Here is a 20063-nt window from a genome sequence, read left to right on the forward strand (position 1 = left end):
ACGATGTCGCGGGCGCTCGAAGCCTATCTCGCCCAGGTAGGCTCAGGCCTGCGGGGCCTGACGCGCTGGCGCCGGACCGCCCTCCTCCGTGAGCTGGAGGCCCACCTCCGGGACGAGGCCGAGGCGCGCGGCGTCGATACCGAATCCGGCATGTCCGCCCTGCTGGCCGAGAAGGAGCACCCCAGCCTTCTGGCGGAGGAACTGGCCGCGGGCGACGGACAGGACGCCAATCACCGGGGCAGCACGGCCCTGGCGGCGGGGATGATCATCGGGCTCGCCACCGGCGGCCACATGTGGTTTGAAGGCTGGCGCTGGTACATCTGCCTGGCCTTTGCCGCCGCCCAGGGCCTGGCGGTCGGAACGGGCTATTTCTGGGCCCGGCGCCATTGGCTGCGGCTCAACCCTTGGGCCCGGACGGCGGTGGCGGTGCTCATCACCTCCCTCCTGTCCATTCCCCTGGGCTTCACCACCCATCACGGCTTCAAGCCCACGCGGCTGCTGTATGGGGCCTACACGGGCTTTCTGCTGGAGCGGCACAGCCAGGAGCGCCCCTGGTGGCAGAGCCTGCTGGAGCCCACCGTCTTCACCATCCTGATGTTCGTCATCGAGGCTGGTTTCCTGGGGCGGGTGCGGTTCCAGTGGTGGAAGGTCCCCCTGGAACTCAGCTTCAACGCCACCTTGCTCCTCAGCGTTCTGGGGGCGCTTAAGCTCAAGCGCATCCTGGCGGAGCGCTGGGTCCTGACGCCCCAGGCCCAGGAGTAGGGACAGGCCGATCGGGGAATCCCCCTTGAGATGAAGGGGATTCGGCGATAGACTGTTGGTCTTGCGTGGACAAGCCGCGTGCAATCACCCCGCTCATGGGGGCATCCGGTCGGTCCCAGGAGGAAAGCGATGCAGGAAAAAATGCACCCCGAGTTGCACGACGTGAAGGTCCACTGCGCCTGCGGGAACGAGTTCATGACCCGTTCCACCAAGAAAGAGCTGCGCGTGGAAATCTGCTCGAACTGCCACCCCTACTTCACCGGCAAGCAGCGCCTGATGGATACCGAAGGCCGCGTGGAGAAGTTCAACAAGAAGTACGCGAAGAAGGAAGTCCCTGCCGCCGCCGCTCCCGAGCCGGTCGCCGAGACGACCGAAGCCTAGCTGCGATGTTCCGAAGGACGGGCCGAGCGATCGGCCCGTCCTTTTGTTTTGGCGTGTCCCAGCATCCGTGAGGCTCCCATGCTCGACCAACTTGAAGCCGTCGATGCCCGCTTCCAGGAAGTGGAGGCGCAGCTGCAGGATCCGTCGGTGGTCTCCGACCCCAAGCGCCTGCGGGAACTGACCAAGCTGCGGGCGGAACTGGAGCCTGTGGTCCTGGCCTTCCAGGCCCAGAAGACGCGCCTCCGGCAGCTGGAGGAAGCAGAGCTGATCCTGGGCGACAAGTCCATGGACGCCGACCTGCGGGAGATGGCGGAACTGGAGATCCCCGACCTGAAGAAGGCCATCGCGGAGGGCGAGGCGGAGATCAAGCGCCTGCTCATCCCCAAGGACCCCGCCGACGCCAAGAACGTGATCCTGGAAGTCCGCGCCGGCACGGGCGGGGAAGAAGCCGCCCTGTTCGCCGCGGAGCTGTTCCGGATGTACATCCGCTTCGCCGAGCGCCGGGGCTTCAAGGTCTCGGTGCTCGACGAGAGCGACGCGGACGCCGGAGGCCTGAAGGAGGCCACCGCCGAGATCCAGGGGGACGGCGCCTACAGCCTCTTCCGCTTCGAGAGCGGCGTCCACCGCGTCCAGCGGGTCCCGAAGACCGAGACCCAGGGCCGGATCCACACCTCCGCCGCCACGGTGGCCGTCATGCCCGAAGCCGAGGAAGTGGACATCGAGATCCATCCCAAGGACCTGCGCATCGACACCTTCTGCTCCGGCGGGAAGGGCGGGCAGAGCGTGAACACCACCTATTCCGCCGTCCGCCTCACCCACCTGCCCACGAATACGGTGGTGAGCTGCCAGGACGAGCGCAGCCAGATCAAGAACATGGCCAAGGCGATGACGGTGCTCCGCTCGCGCCTGCTGCAGAAGGCCCAGGACGAGGCCGACGCCGCCCACTCCGCCCTCCGCAAGTCGCAGGTGGGCAGCGGCGACCGCAGCGAGAAGATCCGCACCTACAACTTCCCCCAGGGCCGCGTCACCGACCACCGCGTGGGCGTCACCATCCACCAGATCGACAGCTTCATGGGCGGCCAGATCGAGCCCATTCTGGAATCCCTCCGCTCGGCCTTCGAGGCGGAGCGGTTGCAGGCCCTGGAGGCATGAAGCTCCGCCGCTGAGCGCTCGCCGCTTCGCGGCTCTGCGCACGCGGCTTTTGGCGGCCCGCGATCGGACGGCCCCCCGGGCCGCCCTCCCGTTCACTTGGCCCTGCGGGCGCTGCGTTCACGGAGCGGGGCCCCCCATGGGCGGCCAGATCGAACCCATTCTGGAATCCCTCCGCGCGGCCTTCGAGGCGGAGCGGTTGCAGGCGCTGGAGGCATGAAGCTCCGCCGCTGAGCGCTCGCCGCTTCGCGGCTCTGCACACGCGGCTTTTGGCGGCCCGCGATCGGACGGCCCCCCGGGCCGCCCTCCCGTTCACTTGGCCCTGCGGGCGCTGCGTTCACGGAGCGGGGCCCCCCATGGGCGGCCAGATCGAACCCATCCTGGAATCCCTCCGCGCGGCCTTCGAGGCCGAGCGGTTGCAGGCTCTGGAGGCCTAAACAAAAGCGGGAGGCTCGCGCCTCCCGCTTTTGCGTTCGCCGAGAGCCGGCGGCTACTTCCTCAGCGTCACCCGCTCGGCGCCCGTGAGGCTGAAGGAGACGGGCTGGGAGGCGGGGATGCGGATCACCGTGTTGGCGGTGGCCGCGGCGGCGGCGGTGCCGGCGGCGGCGCCCACGGCCGCTCCGCCCAAGGCGTGATCGCCCTGGTTCTTCTTGTCGGACAGCAGCCCGATGAGGGCGCCCAGGGCCGCGCCTCCGCCGATGTACTTGGCGTTGCGCTCGCCCCTGGCAGTGGCGACCACCACGTGGGTGTCGGTGTCCACGCCCACGCCGGCGATCTCCGTGAGGCGGATGCCCAGGGCCCCTTGGCCGTTGGCGAGGCGGCCCGCGGCGGCACTCTGGGTCACCACGCCCCGGGCGGCGCTTCCGGCGCTCCACACGAGCTTGCCGTTCACCACCACGTCCGTGGCGAGGGAACCCTCCCAGGCATCCCCGGGCTGGTCTTTGTCGGTGGCCAGCTCGCGCGCCAGGGCGATTTCCAGCTTGGTGCCCACGGGGACGTCCACCACCACCGGCTTGGGCTCCTCCTTGGGAGCGGGGGCGGAGGCCAGGGTGAGGGCCTCCTGCTTCTTGGTCTCCGCCCGTTTCTTGGCATCGGCAACCTGGCGCTCCAGGGCCTTCACCTGGGACCGGGTCACCTGCTGGACGGTCTCCTTGTCGGGGCCTTCGGTCTTGTTCGCCTTGGCCTCGTTCAGCTGCTGTTCGAGCTGGGCCACCTTGGCTTCCGCCGCCTTGGCGGCCTCTTCGGCCTGGACGGCGGCTTCGCTCTTGCGGTTGCACCCCAGGCCTGCGACCAGGACCAGGGATAGGGGGATCAGGATGGTGCGCATGGGACCTCCTTCGAAGGGAATATCCTGCCGTATAGTAGGACCATCCTGCCAGGGACGATCTCAATGGCCCGACCGAACCTCAATCCTCGCGGCGAGTCCGTGCTGCGCACCCTCATTGAGGCCTACTTGGAAGAAGGCGAGCCCGTGGGCTCCCGCCTGCTGGCCAAGCGCTACCCCGAATCCCTGTCCAGCGCCACCATCCGGAACGTCCTGTCGGATCTGGAGGAGGAATCCCTCGTCGCCCAGCCCCACACGTCCGCGGGGCGGGTGCCCACCGAGCGGGCCTACCGCTATTACGTCGACCGCTGCCTGAAGGCCCAGACGCCGGGGCCGGAGGTGGAAGAGCGCCTGTCGGCGGCTCTGGACGGGTGGGACCTGGATCCTGAAGCCTGGGCGCGCCACGCGGGGCGGACCCTGGCGGACGTGATGGGCGGGGTGTGCGTGGCGCTTCCGCTGCCGCTCACCCGGAGCCGCCTAGCGCGGCTGGAGTTCGTGCCCGTCGGCCCCCGCCGGGTGGTGGCGGTATGGGTGGGCACGCGCGGGGAAGTGGAGCATCGGCTGATGGACAACGTCTGGGACTACCCGGACACCGTCCTCACGGAACTGGGGAACTACGCCACGGCCGAGTTCAGCGGCCTCACCCTGGCCGAGATGCGGACGCGGCTGCTGGATGCGCTGGAGGCCGGGGCGCGGGAAGGGGAATCCCTCCAGCTGCGGCTGCAGGATCTCGCGGCCCGCTGGCCCGACGACCGCTCCGACGGGGAACCCCCGGTGCTGGTGTCCGGTCTGGGCCGCCTGGGGGGATTTCCCGAATTCGAGGACATGAGCCGCTTCCGCAGCCTGGTGGCGGCCTTCGAGGAGCACGGGCGCCTGGCGCGGCTGCTGAACGCTTTCGCCGAGCGGGCCGCCGAAGACGTCCAGCTGCTCCTGGGTTCGGAGAATCCCTATCTCGAGGGCTGGCCCCTGGCCACGGCGGTTCGGACTGTGCGGCTGGGCCCCGCGGGCTTCGTGACCTTCGCGCTGGTGGGTCCGCTCCGGATGGACTACGGCCGGCTGATGGGGGGGCTCCGGTGGTGGTCGGGGCAGGTGCAGCGGCGGCAGGAGCGCTGAAATTCCCCGCTCAAAGAAGGCCCCTCCGCTCTCTGCGGGGCTTGTCCGAGTGCGTATACTGCTGCGATGGCCATTGATACCCCGCACGAACCCAATCTCCGCCCCCAGGAGGAGCCGGACGCGCCGCTTTCCGCCGGTGCCGAAGACCTGGTGGACCTCAATCTGGACGAATCCGTCGACGGCGACCTCCAGGCTGTGGCCGACGAGGTGGCCTCGGAATATCCCACCCAGGTCGTGCCTGAAGTGGACCTGGAATCCGCTCTCACCGAGGCGGAGCGCCAGATGGAGGAGATGCTCCGGCGCGAGGCGGAGCTCATGGATCAGCACCGCCGCCTGGCGGCGGACTTCAACAATTTCCGGAACCGCGCGCAGCGGGACGTCGCCCTGGCCGTGGAGCAGGCCGAGCGGAAGCTGCTGCTGGAGTTGCTGCCCGTCCTGGACAACTTCGACCGCGGCCTGAGCGCCAGCTATCAGGACGTGGAATCCTTCCGGTCCGGTGTGGATCTGATCCGCAAGCAGTTCGTGGAGGCCCTCCGGCGGATGAATGTGGAGCCCCTTTCCCTGCAGGTGGGCGACCCCTTCGACGCCCTCCACGCCGAGGCCCTCACGACCTTCACGGATCCCAACCTCCCCGATGGTGCCGTGGCGGCCATCTACGAACGGGGCTTCAACCTGCGGGGCCATCTCCTGAGGGCCGCCCGCGTGGTGGTCAACCGGTTGCCGGAGCCTGGAAAATCCTAGCTTCTCCAGCGCCGAGGCTGGATGCTGCATGGACAACCCATTACCCTGAAGCCGCGAACCCGGAGTTCTCCCATGGCAGGCAAGCTGATCGGCATCGACCTCGGCACCACCAACAGCTGCGTCTGCGTCATGGAGGGCGGGGATTCCCGCGTGATCCCCAACCGGGAAGGGAGCCGCACCACGCCATCGGTGGTGGCGTTCACCGACAAGGGCGACGTCCTCGTGGGCCACATCGCCAAGCGGCAGGCGGTCACCAATCCCCAGCGCACGCTCTTCGCGGTGAAGCGCTTGATCGGGCAGCGGTTCCAGGCGCCGAAGGTGCAGGAGGCGGTGGGTCGGCTGCCCTTCCCCGTGGTGGCCGCGCCCAACGGCGACGTGTGGGTGCGCGTCGGCGAGCGGGACTACGCGCCGCCGGAAGTGACGGCCATCGTCCTCCGGTCGCTCAAGCAGGCGGCGGAAGCGTTCCTCCACGAGGAAGTGGCTGACGCCGTGATCACGGTGCCCGCGTACTTCGACGACGCCCAGCGGCAGGCCACCAAGGACGCGGGCAAGATCGCGGGGCTCAACGTCCAGCGGATCATCAACGAGCCCACGGCCGCCGCCCTCGCCTACGGATTCAACAAGAAGGGCGTGAAGCAGATCCTGGCCATCTACGACTTCGGCGGGGGCACCTTCGACTTCACCCTCATGGAGATGAACGACGGCGTGTTCGAGGTGCTGGCCACCAGCGGCGACACGTTCCTCGGCGGCGAGGACATCGACCTGGCCATCCAGACGTGGCTGGTGGAGCAGTTCAAGGAGCGCACGGGGATCGACCTGTCCTCGGACCGCATGGCGCTCCAGCGCCTGAAGGAAGCCAGCGAGAAGGCCAAGTGCGAGCTGTCCACCCTCGACCGCGTGGACATCCGCCTGCCCTTCATCGCCCAGGGCCCCAGCGGGCCCCAGCACCTGGAGGCCACCCTCAGCCGCGACCAGCTGGAAGAGATGGTGCGGGAACTGGTGGAGCACACCCTCGTTCCGATCCAGGACGCCCTGGAGCAGGGCGGCAAGACCGCCAAGCAGGTGGACGAGGTGATCCTGGTGGGCGGCCAGACGCGGATGCCCCTGGTCCAGCGCCTCGTGAAGGACTTCTTCGGGAAGGAGCCCAACCGCAGCATCAACCCCGACGAGGTGGTGGCCCTCGGCGCCTCCATCCAGGGCGCGGTCCTCAAGGGCGACATCAAGGACCTGGTCCTCCTGGACGTGACGCCCCTGTCGCTGGGCATCGAGACTCAGGGCGGCGGGTTCGTGAAGATCATCCAGCGGAACGCGACCATTCCGATCCGGGACGCCCGCACCTTCACCACGGTCACCGACAACCAGAGCCGGGTGGAGATCCACGTGCTCCAGGGCGAGCGCGAGCTGTCGGAACACAACAAGAGTCTGGGGCGGTTCGACCTCATCAACCTTCCCCCCCTTCCCAAGGGCGTGCCCCAGATCGAAGTGGTCTTCGACATCGATTCCAACGGGATCGTCAAGGTCGCCGCCCGCGACCTGATGACGGGCCTTGAGCAGACCATGAGCATCCGGCCCAGTTCGGGCCTGTCGGAATTGGAGATCCAGCGGATGATCCGCGAGGCCGCCGCCAACGCCGAGACGGACGTGAAGAAGCGCGACGCCCTGAAGTACGTCGCCTCAGCGGAGGGCCTGATCTTCTCCTGCGACAAGAGCTTCGCCGAGTGCGGCAAGTACCTGGCGGAAGAGCAACAGACCATGGTCCGCGAGGTCCTCGCCCGCGCCCGCCAGGCCGTGGCCTCCCAGGATTCCGAAGCCCTGCGCGCCTGTGAAAGCCAGCTCCTTGAGGCGCAGAACCTGCTGACCGATGCGGTCCTGGCCGCCAGCGAGGCGATGATGGCTTCCCTCGACGGCGAAGGCGACGGCGCGGTTCCGCCCAACTAGGTCCCGCACTCCCTGAACGGGGCGTTTTGAGGGAGAATGGCTCCTGGAAGTGGCCATTCGGCAGCATGTCTCGCCGGGGCCTTCCTCCGGTCGCCCGAGCCCGGGCCGGACCGGTGGGGACCAGGCAACGACGACAGAGGACTGACCAGCGATGAAGCGCGACTACTACGAAGTGCTCGGCGTCTCCAAGGATGCCGGGGCCGACGAACTCAAGAAGACCTACCGCAAGCTGGCCCTGGAACTCCATCCCGACCGCAATCCGGGCAACAAGGAAGCGGAGGAGAAGTTCAAGGAGGCTGCCGAGGCCTACAGCGTCCTGTCCGACGCGGAGAAGCGGAAGGTCTACGACCAGTACGGCCACGTCGGTTTGGGCGGTGCGGGCGGCGGCCAGTCCTTCCAGTTCGACCCCAGCCAGTTCGCGGATTTCGAGGACATCCTGGGCAGCTTCTTCGGCGGGGGGATCTTCGGCGACCTGTTCGGCGGGGGACGCCGCCGCTCCGGCGGAGAAGAGCGCGGCTCGGATCTCCAGTACAACCTCAAGCTCAGCTTCCGCGACGCCATCTTCGGGAAGGAATCCGTCGAGCTGAGCATCCCCCGGCTGGAATCCTGCGGGAGCTGCCACGGATCGGGCTGCGAGCCCGGCAGCCGGCCCGAGACCTGCGCCCAGTGCCGGGGCGCGGGCCAGGTCGCCGTCCGCCAGGGCTTCTTCCAGATGCTCGCGCCCTGCCCGCGCTGCGAGGGCCGCGGCCGGATCATCCCCAAGCCCTGCCGCGAATGCCGGGGCGAAGGCCGGATCTCCCGCAAGTCGAAGGTCAGCTTCAAGGTTCCCGCCGGCGTGGACCGGGGCACGCGGCTGCGCCTGCAGAACCAGGGCGAAGCCGGGCGCTTCGGCGGGCGGAGCGGCGACCTGTACGTGGTGTTCGATGTGGAAGCCGATCCCCGCTATGAGCGCGATGGCACCGACCTCCACCAGCGCCTGGAAGTCTCCTGGCCGCTCCTGGTCGCCGGGGGCTCCCTGGACGTCGAGACGCCCTACGGCTCCGACAAGCTGAAGCTGGCCGAGGGAACCCCCGCCGACCATGTGGTGAAGCTGGTGAACGCCGGCGTTCCGCGCCTCCAGGGGAGCGGCCGCGGGGATCTCTATCTGCACCTCCGCGTCGCCGTGCCCAAGTCCCTCACCGCCGAGCAGCGCCAGCTGGTGGACCAGCTCCGCCGCAGCCTGGGCGGAGAGGCCGCCGGCGAGGAGGAGGGCTTTCTGGCCAAGGTGTTCGGCGGGACGGAAAAGAGCGGCAAGAAGAAGCGGAAGTAGGGTCTAGCCGCCCAGGTCCACGCGGCCCTTGCCTTCCCGCTTGGCGCGGAAGAGGGCGCGGTCGGCCTGCTCAAGGAGGCGGCCTGCGCCGTCGGCATGCTCGGGAAAGGCCGCCACGCCCGCGCTGATGGAAACGGCAATGAGGCGGCCGTCCAGCTCCACCGGCTGGGCCTTCAGGGCCTGGAGAAGGCGCTCGCCCAGCTTGTGGGCGCCTTGCGCGGTGGTGGCCGGCATCAGGATGCAGAACTCGTCGCCGCCGTAGCGGTAGAGGCGGTCGTGGGCCCGGCAGATCCGCTGGGCCGTGCGGGCCACCGCCTCCAGGACGAGGCTGCCCGCCGGATGGCCGTGCCGCGTGTTCAGCTGCTTGAGATCGTCCACGTCGAGGAACAGGAGGGCCAGGGGTTCCTTCCGGGCGGCGGCCTCGCGGACGGCGGGGGGCAGCTCCGCCTCCAGGCAGCGGCGGTTCTGCGCCACGGTCAGGTCATCGCGAAAGGAGAGGGCGCGGCTCTCCTCCAGGCGCCACGCATTGAGGAGCAGCGGCTCCACCTCGTCGAAATCCAGCAGGAAGCTGTCGATCCCCTCGCGCGGATCCTGGAGGCGCAGGATGGCGAGCTGCTCCGAGGGCGCCAGAAGGAGCGCCTCGCCGCGGCGCAGCAGGTCCGCGGCTTCGGTCTGGGGAAGGGGGGCTTCCGGGAAGGTGCCGTCGCCCACCCTCTGGTAGAAGAGTTCGTCCTGCCGCAGCCAGATGGCTCCGCCCCGGGCTCCGGACAGCAGCACGGCGCGGTCCAGGATCAGCCGCAGCAGCTCGTCGAGGGTGGCGAGGTGGAGCATCCGGCGCAGCCAGCCCTCGGTTCCCAGGTCGCGGTGGCGGAGGTGGTGGAGGGCCTCCCGCGCCGCCGCCAGAGGCCGGCTCTGCGGCAGCACCCAGCCCGGTTTCAGTCCCAGGACGGCGCTCACCTCTTCCGGCTCCGCCTCCCGCACCCACCACAGGACTTCGGCGCCCTCCGCGGGAACGAGCCGCGGATCCGGGCGGTCCGCCACCAGGATCAGCGTTCCCGTCCCCGGGCCGGGCGTCACGTCGTAGCCCCAGTCGCCCAGCGCCTGCCGCAGAGCCTCGCCCGCGGGCGAGGGGTGCGGTTCCAACCAGTAGATGCGGGACATGGGACTCCGGGAAGGTGCGGGGCGGGGCCGTTCAGCCCAGGGCCGCTTCGAGGCGCAGGGTCAGGTGGCGGAGGTGGGCGGCCAACTGGTCGAGCGCGGGAGCCGGGTCTTCCCGCTGGCTCCGCTCCGCGCGCACCCAGCGCTTGAGCAGGGCCAGGGCCTGCGGATCCCGGCCCCCCAGCCGCTTCGCGGTCTGGATGAGCTTGTGGACGAGGCGCGTCCGCTCCGTTCCTTCCGGGCCGCGGGCGAAGTCGTGAATGATCCCCAGAGCCTGCTGCGCCACGTCGAGATCCTGGCGGATCAGCGGGACGCGGGCGTTCACCCGCAGCAGGAACAGCTCCAGGAACCGCATGGCTTCGGCGAGGGAATCCATGCCCTCCCGCAGGGCCTTGGGCACGTCCTGGGGCGCTTCCAGCACCCATCCCAGCTCCTGGACGAACCGCTCCGCCTCCTCGCGGTCCGGCCGGCGCATCAGCGCGAATTCAGGGCTCTGGCGGAAGGCCAGGAGCTGGCGGTGCGCCTGCGCCAGCCCCAGGGCGAGGCGTGGCCAGTCCCGCAGTTCGAGGTGGAGCAGGAGCTGGCCGTGGAGGGCGGGGATCTGGTCCCACAGCCGCTGGACCCGCACCCGCAGGCGCTCGCCTTCCTCCATGGGGCTGGGGGCTCCGGGAAAGAGGCCGTCCTGGGCCTCCTGGGAGAAGATCCCCACCAGCTCGCCCATCAGCTGCTTCTGGTGGTTCGCCAGCAGGCCGCGCAGGTGCGCGAGGATCCGCGCTTCCTCTTCGGCGGTGGGCGCCGCAAGGATCTCCTGGCGCAGGCCGCGGAGGGTCTCCCCATCCTGCCGGAAGCTGAGCGCCGCCTGGCGGAGGTAGGCGCGGAGGCGCGAGGTTTCGGCGCGGGCGGGATCCAGCAGGGCGCTGCGATCCGGATCGGAAGCCCGCGCGGCGAGACGGGCCAGTTCCGCTTCCATCACGAAAAGGGCGGGGATCGCCTGCGCCGGGGAAGCCTCCGGGAACTCCAGCAGGCCGAGGAGGGAGGCGTGGGCGGCCAGCGCGCGGGCGGTGATCGAAAAGGCGGCGGGATCCGTCTCGCGGAGGGGGACGAGGGCTTGGCGGAGCCGGGGCGGAAGGCGCTTCCGCAGGAGCGGGGGGTCCACCCGCGGCAGCGTCCAGCCCAGGTGCTCCCACACCCAGCGGAGGCTCCCGCGCACCTGTTCCACCGCCGACCAGGGGAAATCCTTCCCGGCGAAGCGCGACAGGCTCATGCGCAGGTTGGCGCCGACGTGCTGGAGCAGGAGAAGCGGGTGGAGCTGGGCGCGGATCTCCTGGGGCAGGCAGGCTTCCAGTTGTTCCGAGAGGCGCCCCAGGGCCTCTTCCGGGCGCCCCTGTCCGCGGATCGCGCGGTTGAAGGCCTTCATCCGCGCGTTCAGTTGCTCCACCGCCGCGGCTCCGGCTTCCGTCCCCTCCAGCGCCGACAGGATCCGGCGGAAGGCTTCGCGGCGCTCCGCCACGAAGGCGGTCCAGCGGTCGCCGCCATCGAGGGAAGCCTCGCCCATCCGCCCCAGGGACGCGAGGAGATCCAGGAGATCCTCCACCCACGGCGGTTGGCCGAGCCCCCGCACCAGCTCGCGTTGCGCGGCTTCCGCCCGCTGGCGCAGATCCTCCAATCCGCGCTGGACCACCGACCCCAGGGCCGCCTGCGCTTCCTCCAGGCGAGCGGGCGAAAGGTGATGGAGGAAGGCGAGGAACAGCCCGAAATGGCGCCGGAGATCCGCCTGAACCGGGGATTCGCCGGCCCCTTCCGTTTCCGCGGGAGCGGTTCCGAACAGCGGTTCAAGGTCTCCCGCGCCCTCCCGCAGCAGGTCTTCCAGCAAGGCAAGATCCGCCTTGGACAGACCCTTCTCCCGGACCAACTGCCGGGCCAGCAGCAGGCGCTGGAGCGGGGATCCTGGGGCAGGCATGGCAAAAGCATACAATGGCTTGGACTTCGGAGCGGGGCGGTGGTGATACCATCCCTTAACCCAGCCGGAGGCAGCCAGTGGTCAGCAAGCTCGGGGAAATGCTCGTCAAGGCCCAGCTCATCACCGACGCCCAGTTGGAAGAAGTCATGAAAATCCAGCGTCGCGAAGGCGGCAAGCTGGGAAGCATTGTGGTGCGCCAGGGCTTCTGTTCGGATCAGGACATCGTCAGTTTTCTGGGAATGCAGTACGGCGTTCCCGCCGCCGACCTGGAGCAGTGGCCGCCCATCGACGCGTCGGTGATCGCGCTGATTCCCAAGGACCTCGCGCAGCGCCACAAGGTGCTTCCGCTCCAGCGCACCGGGAACGTGCTGACCCTCGCCATGTCCGATCCGACGGACATCTTCGCCATGGACGACGTGCGGTTCCATACCGGCTACAACGTGGATCCGGTGGTATCCAGCGAAATGGGGCTGGTGCGGGCCGTGGAGCGGTACTACGGCGGTGCCAGCGCCGTGCGCCTGGCCGATGGTGGCGGGGGACGGAAGGGACCGTCGGCGGGCCCCACCGCCAGCGGTCCGGGAGGAGGCGGGGAACTCGCTCCGTTCAATGAGCAGGACGAGCACTTCGACCTGTCGGAACTGGAGCAGGAGCTGGACGCGGACGCGGAGTACGAAGCCGCGGACGACGACGAGGAGAGCATCAACGTCGGCGCGCTCAAGAAGGGCAGCGAAGACGCGCCGGTGGTCAAGCTGGTGAACATGGTCCTGATCGACGCCATCAAACGCGGCGCCTCGGACATCCACATCGAGCCCTACGAGAAGAACTACCGCATCCGGTTCCGGATCGACGGGATCCTCATGGAGGTCATGAAGCCGAACCTGAAGCTGAAGGATCCCCTCACGTCCCGCGTGAAGATCCTCGCCAAGCTCAACATCGCCGAGAAGCGGCTGCCCCAGGACGGGCGCATCAAGCTCCGCGTGAACATGGGCGGCAAGCAGAAGGTCATCGACTACCGCGTCAGCATCCTGCCCACGCTGTTCGGCGAGAAGATCGTGCTCCGCCTGCTGGACAGCGACAAGCTGATGCTCGACCTCACCAAGCTGGGCTTCGAGCCCGAGAGCCTGGAGCGCTGGGACCGGCAGATCTCCAAGCCCTACGGCATGGTGCTGGTGACGGGGCCCACGGGGTCGGGCAAGACCAACACGCTCTACTCCTCCATCGCCAAGCTGAACACGGTGGACACCAACATCATCACCGCCGAGGATCCCGTGGAGTTCAACTTCCCGGGGATCAACCAGGTGCAGATGAAGGAGCAGATCGGGCTGAACTTCGCCGCGGCGCTGCGCTCCTTCCTCCGCCAGGATCCGAACATCATCCTCGTGGGCGAGATCCGCGACTTCGAGACGGCCGAGATCGCCATCAAGGCCTCGCTCACCGGCCACCTGGTGCTGTCCACCCTCCATACCAACGACGCCCCCAGCACCATCAACCGCCTGATGAACATGGGCGTGGAGCCCTTCCTCGTCGCCACCTCGGTGAACATCATCTGCGCCCAGCGCCTGGTCCGCCGGCTGTGCACCAGCTGCAAGGCCGTGGACACCCACCACCAGCCCGAGGAAGCCCTGCTGAAGGTGGGCTTCACGGCGGAGGAGATCCAGAAGGGCATCACCTTCTACAAGCCCGTGGGCTGTGAACTCTGCAACAAGCGCGGCTACAAGGGGCGCGTGGGCCTCTACGAGGTGCTGGAGATGTCGGAGACCTTGAAGGACATGATCCTCACCGGCGCCTCCGCCATCGAACTGCGCGAGCAGGGCCAGAAGGAGGGGATGATCACCCTCCGCCGGTCGGGCTGCCGCAAGGTTCTCGATGGCATGACGAGCATAGAGGAAATCATCCGCGAGACGGTGCTGTAGCCAGTCTTCCCCTCCATTCGCCTTCCCCGAGGTTCCCATGAGCGAAGTCGGTTCCAACTACGTCGCCTCGCTGCAGCAGCTCCTCAAGACGATGGTGGAGTACGGGGGGACGGACCTCCACATCACCACCGAATCCGCGCCCCAGATCCGCATCGACGGGCGGATGGTGCCCCTCAAGCTGCCGCCCCTGGACGCCTCTCAGACGCGGTGGCTGTGCTACGGCGTGATGACCGACCAGCAGAAGCACCGGCTGGAGGAGGACCTGGAGGTGGACTTCTCCTTCGGCCTTCAGGGGGTCGCGCGGTTCCGCGCCAACGTCTTCAATCAGCGGGGGGCCACCGCCGGCGTGTTCCGCACCATCCCGGAGCAGATCCGCAGCTTCGACCAGCTGGGCCTGCCGCCCTCCGTCGAAGCCCTGTGCAGCAAGCCGCGCGGCCTGGTCCTCGTGACGGGCGTGACGGGCTCCGGCAAATCCACGACCCTCGCCGCCATGGTGGACAAGATCAACGCCGAAGAGCCGGTCCACATCCTCACGATCGAGGATCCGGTGGAATACGTCCACAAGCACCGCCGGGCCCTCGTGAACCAGCGGGAGATCCACGCGGACACCCACAGCTTCAAGAAGGCGCTGCGTTCGGCCCTGCGCCAGGATCCCGACGTGGTGCTGGTGGGCGAGTTGCGCGACCTGGAGACCATCGAATCGGCGCTCACCATCGCCGAGACGGGCCACCTCACCTTCGGCACCCTGCACACCAACAGCACGGTCCAGACCATCAACCGCGTCATCGACGTGTTTCCCGCCCACCAGCAGCCGCAGGTCCGCGCCCAACTCTCATTGGTGCTGGAGGGCGTCATCTGCCAGAGCCTCATTCCCAAGGCGGGCGGGAAGGGGCGGGCCCTGGCCCTCGAGATCATGCTGCCCAACCCTGCCATCCGAAACCTGATCCGGGAGGACAAGATCCACCAGATCTATGGCGTGATGCAGGCCGGGCAGACCAAGTTCGGGATGCAGACGTTCAACCAGAGCCTGTCGGATCTGGTGCTGCGGAAGGAGATCACCCAGGAAGCGGCGTTCGAGTATTCCTCCAACACCGATGAACTGCGGGAGCTCGTCAACCGGGGCGTGGGCGTGGGGGCGGCGGGGGGGCGCAACGCGGCCGCCGCGAACCAGCCCGCGCCGGGCAGTTCCGTGCTCGGGGGGCGCAACCCCAACATCAAGTACACCTGAGCCTTCTCCAACCTGTCCTTCCTGCCTATCCTTGGGTTCAACATCGCCTAGCCGCTCACCGAGGTCCGCATGCCCGCTTACGCATGGAAAGGCAAGAATCGAATGGGGGAGACCCAGGAGGGTGTCCTCATCTCCGATTCCCGGGATGCCGCCGTCAACACCCTGAAGCGCAACGGCATCGAGGTGATGAACGTCCGCACCATGTCGGCGGAGCGCACCAAGTCCTTCGGGAAGGTGAAGCCCAAGGAACTGGCCATCTTCACCCGGCAGTTCAGCGTGATGATCGACGCCGGCCTCCCCCTCGTCCAGTGCCTGGAGATCCTGGGCGCTCAGCAGCAGGACAAGGGCTTCCAGCGCATCATCGAGGCCGTCCGGGAGGACGTGGAGCGGGGGCTCACCCTTCAGGCCGCCCTGGCGAAGCACCCCAAGGCCTTCAACGACCTCTACGTGAACATGGTCGGGGCCGGCGAGAGCGGCGGCATCCTGGACATCATCCTCCAGCGCCTCTCCGGTTACATCGAGAAGGCCGTGAAGCTGACGTCGAAGGTCAAGGGCGCCATGACGTACCCCGTCGCCGTCATCACCATCGCCATCGCGGTGGTGATCATCATCATGGTGAAGGTGATCCCCGTGTTCTCGGCCATGTATGACGGCCTGGGAAGCAAGCTGCCCTTCCCCACGTTGGTGTGCATGGCCCTGTCCAGCGCCCTCATCAACTACAGCTGGGCGTTCATCATCGCCATCGTGGTGATCGTGGTGGGCCTCCGCCAGTACTACAGAACCCCCGCCGGTCGTCTCCAGATCGACGCCCTGATGCTGAAGATCCCCGTCATCGGCGACGTCCTGCGGAAAGTGGCCGTGGCGCGCTTCTGCCGCACCCTGGGAACCCTGATCAGCTCCGGCGTGCCCATCCTCGAAGGCATGGAGATCACCGCCAAGACCGCCGGGAACATGGTCATCCAGAACGCGATCCTCAAGTCCAAGGACGCCGTCGAACAGGGGCGCAACATCAGCGCGCCGCTGGCCGAGACCAAGGTCTTCCCGCCCATGGTCGTCCAGATGGTGGGCGTGGGCGAGGCCACCGGCGCCCTCGACGCCATGCTGTCCAAAGTGGCCGACTTCTACGAGGACGAGGTGGACAACGCCGTCGCCAACCTCACCAGCCTCATGGAGCCCATCATGATCGCCATCCTGGGCGGGATCATCGGGTTCATCGTGGTGGCGATGTACCTCCCGATCTTCAACCTGGCGAATGTGTTCGGGAAGGACTGACGCACGGTCCTTGCAACCCACCCTCAGTCCGGAGGCTTCCATGTTTCGCCCATCCAATGACCGTCCGCGATCCCAGGGGTTCTCGCTGATCGAGCTACTGCTTGTCGTGTTCCTGATTGGCGTCATCAGCGCCATTGCCATTCCCAGCTATCTGGGACAGCGGAAGCGGGCGCGAGTCATTGGGGACGCCATCGCCAACGCCCAGACCCTGCGAATGGGGCTTGAGACGCGCCGGGCGGAAAATGGCCTCTATGGCGTAGCGGGACAGGTTTACACGTGGAAAGCGGATGGCACCGATGCCAGCGGCCCCACACTCATCCCCACCTTCCAGCCCAAGGGTGCGAGCCGCATGAATTACGAGGTCAAGGTGGATGCCAATGGCGTGGCGTACGTGTTGACGGTTACGGATCCCACCATGGGGAATGCAACGGCCTACCAGACCAATCAGGCTGGAGAGATTCTCGCCAAAATGAAGTGAGCGATTGGATCGGGCTCTAGACGCGCGATCGTCCTGCATCCCACCATGCTAAGCACAGCAATGACAAGCCTGCACCCACGCTGAAGAACGCCAGTAGCCATGGCGGAGTCGGAGGTGGGGGCGGAAAGAGTTGTTCGTCCGGAATATTCTGCCAAGTCCGGATCTTCCGTCCACTGGGCAAGCGGAGGACATTTGGCTCCGCTTGGAAAGGCGCTCCGCCCACGTGAGCTTCCTGCTGAATTGGGCCACTACGGATGACTTGTTCGGCAGAAGCGTAGGGCAGCACCCAGGGAATGAGGTCCCGGCGCCACGGTTGAGCCAGTTCCTGGCCAGTAAGCGCCATGGTGAGCAAGAGGCCCACCACCCCGAAAATGAGAGGAACCGCGGCGCTACTGATTCGATCCGAAATCCACAGGTAGATGGCCAGGACGGGCATGCTTCCGATCCACATCCACCCTAGAATTTTCACCACCTGCTGGGTGGGGAACGCCACTGCCAGGGCAGGGTTCAACCACCCCAGAACGGATCGCTCTCCCCAGAGCAATCCGCCCACGACGATCAGCATCACTCCGTTCAGGAGGAATGCCCAGACTGCCTTGGCAAGGAAAAGTCCGCGACGTGATACGGGTTGGGCATGAAGGTGGCGCCATGTCTTGTACCGATGCTCAGGCCGGAAGAGTTGGGCGGGAATCAAGGCCAATGCCACTGGTTGGAGGAAGCCCCCCCAGATGGCCACGGTCATCTTGGGAGGGAGGCTTTCCGCGAGAGCTTGCAGCCGAGGAGAAAGCTCTTTCACTCTCAATAAGGACCGTTCAAAGACGATAAACTCCACGGCGATGAAGAGTAATGGCAGCAACCAAGTTAGGCGCCGGAGGGGAGATCTCCGTAGTTTCAGGGCTTCGGCAGCGAGGAGACGAGGAAAGGCTTTCATGGGGCCTCTATCCATGAACGCGATCCCGGCGCGCGAAATGGGCGATTCCCCCGATGGCGATACCCAGCGCCAGAAGGAGCGCCCCCGGACTGTATCCCCATGGGAGAACCCTCCATCGTTCAAACAGAAGCATCGCCTGGCTTGCAAGGCCCCAGGGGAGAAATTGGGCGGCGACACTGTTGCCCACCATTCTGACGGCAAGCCAACTGCCGATCCCTGCGGTCGCCACGGCGAGCCATAAGCCGGGACTCCACATCGAGAGCCACGTGTGGAATGCCACGATGGCCAGAAGAGCCAGGGCCGAATATCCCAGAAAGCGAAGGAAAAGAGGCCAGGGAAGGGAACCCATGAGAAGGTCCGAATTGGTTTGGAGAACATATCCTCCGGCCACCACCAACAGAGCGAAGAGGATCAGCGACCCCCACGCCAGGACCGCATGACCCACCAGCTTGACCATGAAATGCGCGCTTCGCGGGAAGGGCTGGCACCACAGGTGGTTCCACGCTCGAGCTTCCCGTTCTTGCTCCCATGACAACTCGCTTACCAGTGCGGTTGTCAGGGGCATGACCACCAGATTCCAGGCGATGAAGTTCAATTCCACCCAGAATTGAAAACCAGGCCTGAACATGCGAATCCGGGCATCCGAGAACCAGCAGACGACACCGAGGAAGGCCACCTGGCAGAGAGGAGCGACGATGGTGACGAGCAGCAGCCAACTCTTTCGCCATTTCACGCGCTCTGCTGCGAAAAGAATGCCCAGAACGCTCATGCTTCCTCCAGAAGCGCCAGAAACCGGGCCTCCAGATTGGCTTTGCAAGGCGTGAGTTCAAAAAGAGCACAGCCCTCCTCCACCAGGCACGCGGCAATGGTAGGAGCTTCCTCCCGCGGTGCCCGGATCCTTATCCGTCCTTCCACCTCCCGCAGGGGGAAATGGAAACGATCCAAGGCTGCTAAGGCCTGGGTGGGATTATCGACGCACACGATCAATTCTTCGTTTTCCGCGGTGCCTAGACCTTGGCAGGATCCTTGGTACCGTAACCGCCCCTTGTGGATGATGACGAGATCCTGTGCGACCTGCTCGATCTCGGCCAGCAGGTGACTGGACAGAAAGATCGTCGTTCCGGTTTCCTCAGGGAGGCTTCGGATCAGATTCCGCATATCTTGGATACCCGCGGGATCCAGCCCATTGGTTGGTTCGTCGAGGATCAAGAGCTGCGGGCTGCCCAGTAGCGCCAGGGCCACTCCCAGCCGCTGCCGCATTCCCAGAGAGTATTCCCGGACAGGCCGCCGAGCGTCGCGGATCAAGTCCACTTGCCCCAACACCCGATCTACTTCCGTAAGGGGAAGTCCTCTCAGGATTCGCGTGATCTCAAGGTTTTCCCGACCTGTGAGATGGTCGTAGAGAGAGGGGGATTCCACGAGAGCCCCGATGCGGGCCAGAGCGGCGGGATGGCCCGCCTCGTACCCTAAGACTTCTGCACGTCCAGCGTCGGGTTTGGTGAGGCCGAGCAATAGGGAAATGGTGGTGGTCTTGCCTGCCCCGTTCGGTCCTAAAAATCCCGTAATGGTACGAGTTTGGACGCCCAGGTCAAGCTGATCCACGACGACCTGCGAGCCATAGCGTTTGGTGAGTCCGGACGTAGAAATGGCGAAGTCCATGGGGGAACGATCTCCATCACCAGTCTGCCGTGCTTCGGCTCCCTCTCCGCGTTGGGTGAGTGCAGATTCTTCATGAGAGAGATCTTTGCTTTTTACTTCTCTCTACAGGATGCGGAGACTCAATCCAGATTAGACGTCTTTAGGAACACATTCGTGCTAGCTCCCGATCCATCTTTGAACTGATTTTGGAGATAGACCGCTGAGACGAGTGTGGCCGGAGTGGCTCCGCTAGGGCTGAGCCAGCCGAATTGCACCTGTCCTAATTTGGCAACAGTAGCTGCCGCCTTAGTTGCGGTGCCATCGGAGGAAGTCTCACTGATCGCGGAGGTCGCATAAGCTCCAACCGCGCCTGAGGTATTCCAGGGGTTCTTAGCCTGATAGATGGTAGGGATCATGCTCGTAGCGGTGCTCGTTCCAAATACATTCGTATTGAGCACGGAAAGGGTTTGAACAGCTCCCGTCTGTTCTCGATATTTGTCTGCTGCAGAAATAATGTCCGACAAAATACTCGAGGCATTCTCCTGACATGAACGATCGCGCGCCCGGCTGCGCTGACCAAGGAGGGCTGGGATGGCGATGGCACTAATAATGCCGATGATGGCTAGGACTAGGAGAAGCTCGATAAGTGTAAATCCCTTCTGGTTGGGCATGAGGGGCTCCAGTCTATGGATGATCTTTGATCAAGAAGAATGCCATTTATTAAAAAAATGGGAATCCTGAAATAAATAAAAAAAGAGGGAGACTGAG

General features: G+C 66.2%; 18 protein-coding genes. 11 read left to right on the forward strand and 7 right to left on the reverse strand.

What is annotated here, in order from left to right:
• Window positions 1-3 precede the first annotated feature (3 nt).
• The 3 genes from RAH39_RS03575 to prfA all read left to right on the forward strand — a co-directional run bounded on the left by RAH39_RS03575 (window position 4) and on the right by prfA (window position 2295).
• Window positions 4-762 carry a hypothetical protein gene (locus RAH39_RS03575; protein ID WP_306591431.1) on the forward strand — a complete coding sequence of 253 codons (759 nt, stop codon included), beginning with the start codon at window positions 4-6 and terminating at the stop codon, window positions 760-762.
• A gap of 129 nt (window positions 763-891) precedes the next feature.
• The gene (gene rpmE / locus RAH39_RS03580) at window positions 892-1143 is read left to right on the forward strand and encodes a 50S ribosomal protein L31 (RefSeq protein WP_306591432.1); all 252 of its coding nucleotides are present in this window, start codon (window positions 892-894) and stop codon (window positions 1141-1143) included.
• Between the two features lie 78 nt (window positions 1144-1221).
• Complete coding sequence (prfA, locus tag RAH39_RS03585; protein ID WP_306591433.1) at window positions 1222-2295, forward strand: peptide chain release factor 1; 1074 nt, start codon at window positions 1222-1224, stop codon at window positions 2293-2295.
• Window positions 2296-2782: 487 nt separating this feature from the next.
• Here prfA and RAH39_RS03590 read toward each other — a convergent pair whose 3' ends face one another.
• A complete protein-coding gene (locus tag RAH39_RS03590) occupies window positions 2783-3619 on the reverse strand; it encodes a hypothetical protein (RefSeq protein ID WP_306591434.1) in 837 nt (278 codons plus the stop codon).
• Between the two features lie 63 nt (window positions 3620-3682).
• Here RAH39_RS03590 and hrcA point away from each other — a divergent pair, with 63 nt between their 5' ends.
• From hrcA to dnaJ, 4 genes are all read left to right on the forward strand, one after another.
• Window positions 3683-4729, forward strand: coding sequence for a heat-inducible transcriptional repressor HrcA (gene hrcA, locus RAH39_RS03595; RefSeq protein WP_306591435.1), 1047 nt, complete (start codon window positions 3683-3685; stop codon window positions 4727-4729).
• Window positions 4730-4795: 66 nt separating this feature from the next.
• A complete protein-coding gene (locus RAH39_RS03600) occupies window positions 4796-5470 on the forward strand; it encodes a nucleotide exchange factor GrpE (protein WP_306591436.1) in 675 nt (224 codons plus the stop codon).
• 72 nt (window positions 5471-5542) lie between these two features.
• Window positions 5543-7408: a molecular chaperone DnaK gene (gene dnaK, locus RAH39_RS03605; protein WP_306591437.1), complete on the forward strand. Its 1866-nt coding sequence runs from the start codon at window positions 5543-5545 to the stop codon at window positions 7406-7408.
• A gap of 151 nt (window positions 7409-7559) precedes the next feature.
• A complete protein-coding gene (dnaJ, locus tag RAH39_RS03610) occupies window positions 7560-8717 on the forward strand; it encodes a molecular chaperone DnaJ (protein ID WP_306591438.1) in 1158 nt (385 codons plus the stop codon).
• 3 nt (window positions 8718-8720) lie between these two features.
• Here the strand turns inward: dnaJ and RAH39_RS03615 are convergent, their stop codons facing one another.
• Entirely contained in the window at window positions 8721-9878 is a 1158-nt protein-coding gene (locus tag RAH39_RS03615) for a GGDEF domain-containing protein (protein WP_306591439.1), read from the reverse strand.
• A 31-nt stretch (window positions 9879-9909) separates the two neighbouring features.
• Window positions 9910-11835, reverse strand: a complete 1926-nt coding sequence (locus tag RAH39_RS03620) for a hypothetical protein (protein WP_306591440.1) — start codon at window positions 11833-11835, stop codon at window positions 9910-9912.
• A 77-nt stretch (window positions 11836-11912) separates the two neighbouring features.
• Between RAH39_RS03620 and RAH39_RS03625 the strand changes: the two genes are divergently transcribed.
• The 4 genes from RAH39_RS03625 to RAH39_RS03640 all read left to right on the forward strand — a co-directional run bounded on the left by RAH39_RS03625 (window position 11913) and on the right by RAH39_RS03640 (window position 16726).
• Window positions 11913-13748 carry a GspE/PulE family protein gene (locus RAH39_RS03625; protein WP_306591441.1) on the forward strand — a complete coding sequence of 612 codons (1836 nt, stop codon included), beginning with the start codon at window positions 11913-11915 and terminating at the stop codon, window positions 13746-13748.
• Between the two features lie 37 nt (window positions 13749-13785).
• Window positions 13786-14976 (forward strand): type IV pilus twitching motility protein PilT, encoded by a 1191-nt coding sequence (locus RAH39_RS03630; protein ID WP_306591442.1) that lies wholly within the window; start codon window positions 13786-13788, stop codon window positions 14974-14976.
• Between the two features lie 69 nt (window positions 14977-15045).
• The gene (locus tag RAH39_RS03635; RefSeq protein ID WP_306591443.1) at window positions 15046-16248 is read left to right on the forward strand and encodes a type II secretion system F family protein; all 1203 of its coding nucleotides are present in this window, start codon (window positions 15046-15048) and stop codon (window positions 16246-16248) included.
• A gap of 40 nt (window positions 16249-16288) precedes the next feature.
• A complete protein-coding gene (locus RAH39_RS03640; protein WP_306591444.1) occupies window positions 16289-16726 on the forward strand; it encodes a type IV pilin protein in 438 nt (145 codons plus the stop codon).
• Window positions 16727-16742: 16 nt separating this feature from the next.
• Here RAH39_RS03640 and RAH39_RS03645 read toward each other — a convergent pair whose 3' ends face one another.
• From RAH39_RS03645 to RAH39_RS03660, 4 genes are all read right to left on the reverse strand, one after another.
• The gene (locus RAH39_RS03645) at window positions 16743-17657 is read right to left on the reverse strand and encodes an ABC transporter permease (protein ID WP_306591445.1); all 915 of its coding nucleotides are present in this window, start codon (window positions 17655-17657) and stop codon (window positions 16743-16745) included.
• Window positions 17658-17664: 7 nt separating this feature from the next.
• Window positions 17665-18426, reverse strand: a complete 762-nt coding sequence (locus tag RAH39_RS03650; protein WP_306591446.1) for an ABC transporter permease — start codon at window positions 18424-18426, stop codon at window positions 17665-17667.
• On the reverse strand, window positions 18423-19316 hold the full coding sequence (locus RAH39_RS03655; protein WP_306591447.1) for an ABC transporter ATP-binding protein: 894 nt from the start codon (window positions 19314-19316) through the stop codon (window positions 18423-18425). The genes RAH39_RS03650 and RAH39_RS03655 overlap by 4 nt, the downstream gene beginning before the upstream one ends.
• Window positions 19317-19435: 119 nt before the next feature.
• Window positions 19436-19966, reverse strand: coding sequence for a type II secretion system protein (locus RAH39_RS03660; RefSeq protein ID WP_306591448.1), 531 nt, complete (start codon window positions 19964-19966; stop codon window positions 19436-19438).
• Window positions 19967-20063 lie beyond the last annotated feature (97 nt).

The organism is Geothrix sp. 21YS21S-4 (genome assembly GCF_030845995.1).
In the GTDB taxonomy this organism is placed as follows: domain Bacteria; phylum Acidobacteriota; class Holophagae; order Holophagales; family Holophagaceae; genus Geothrix.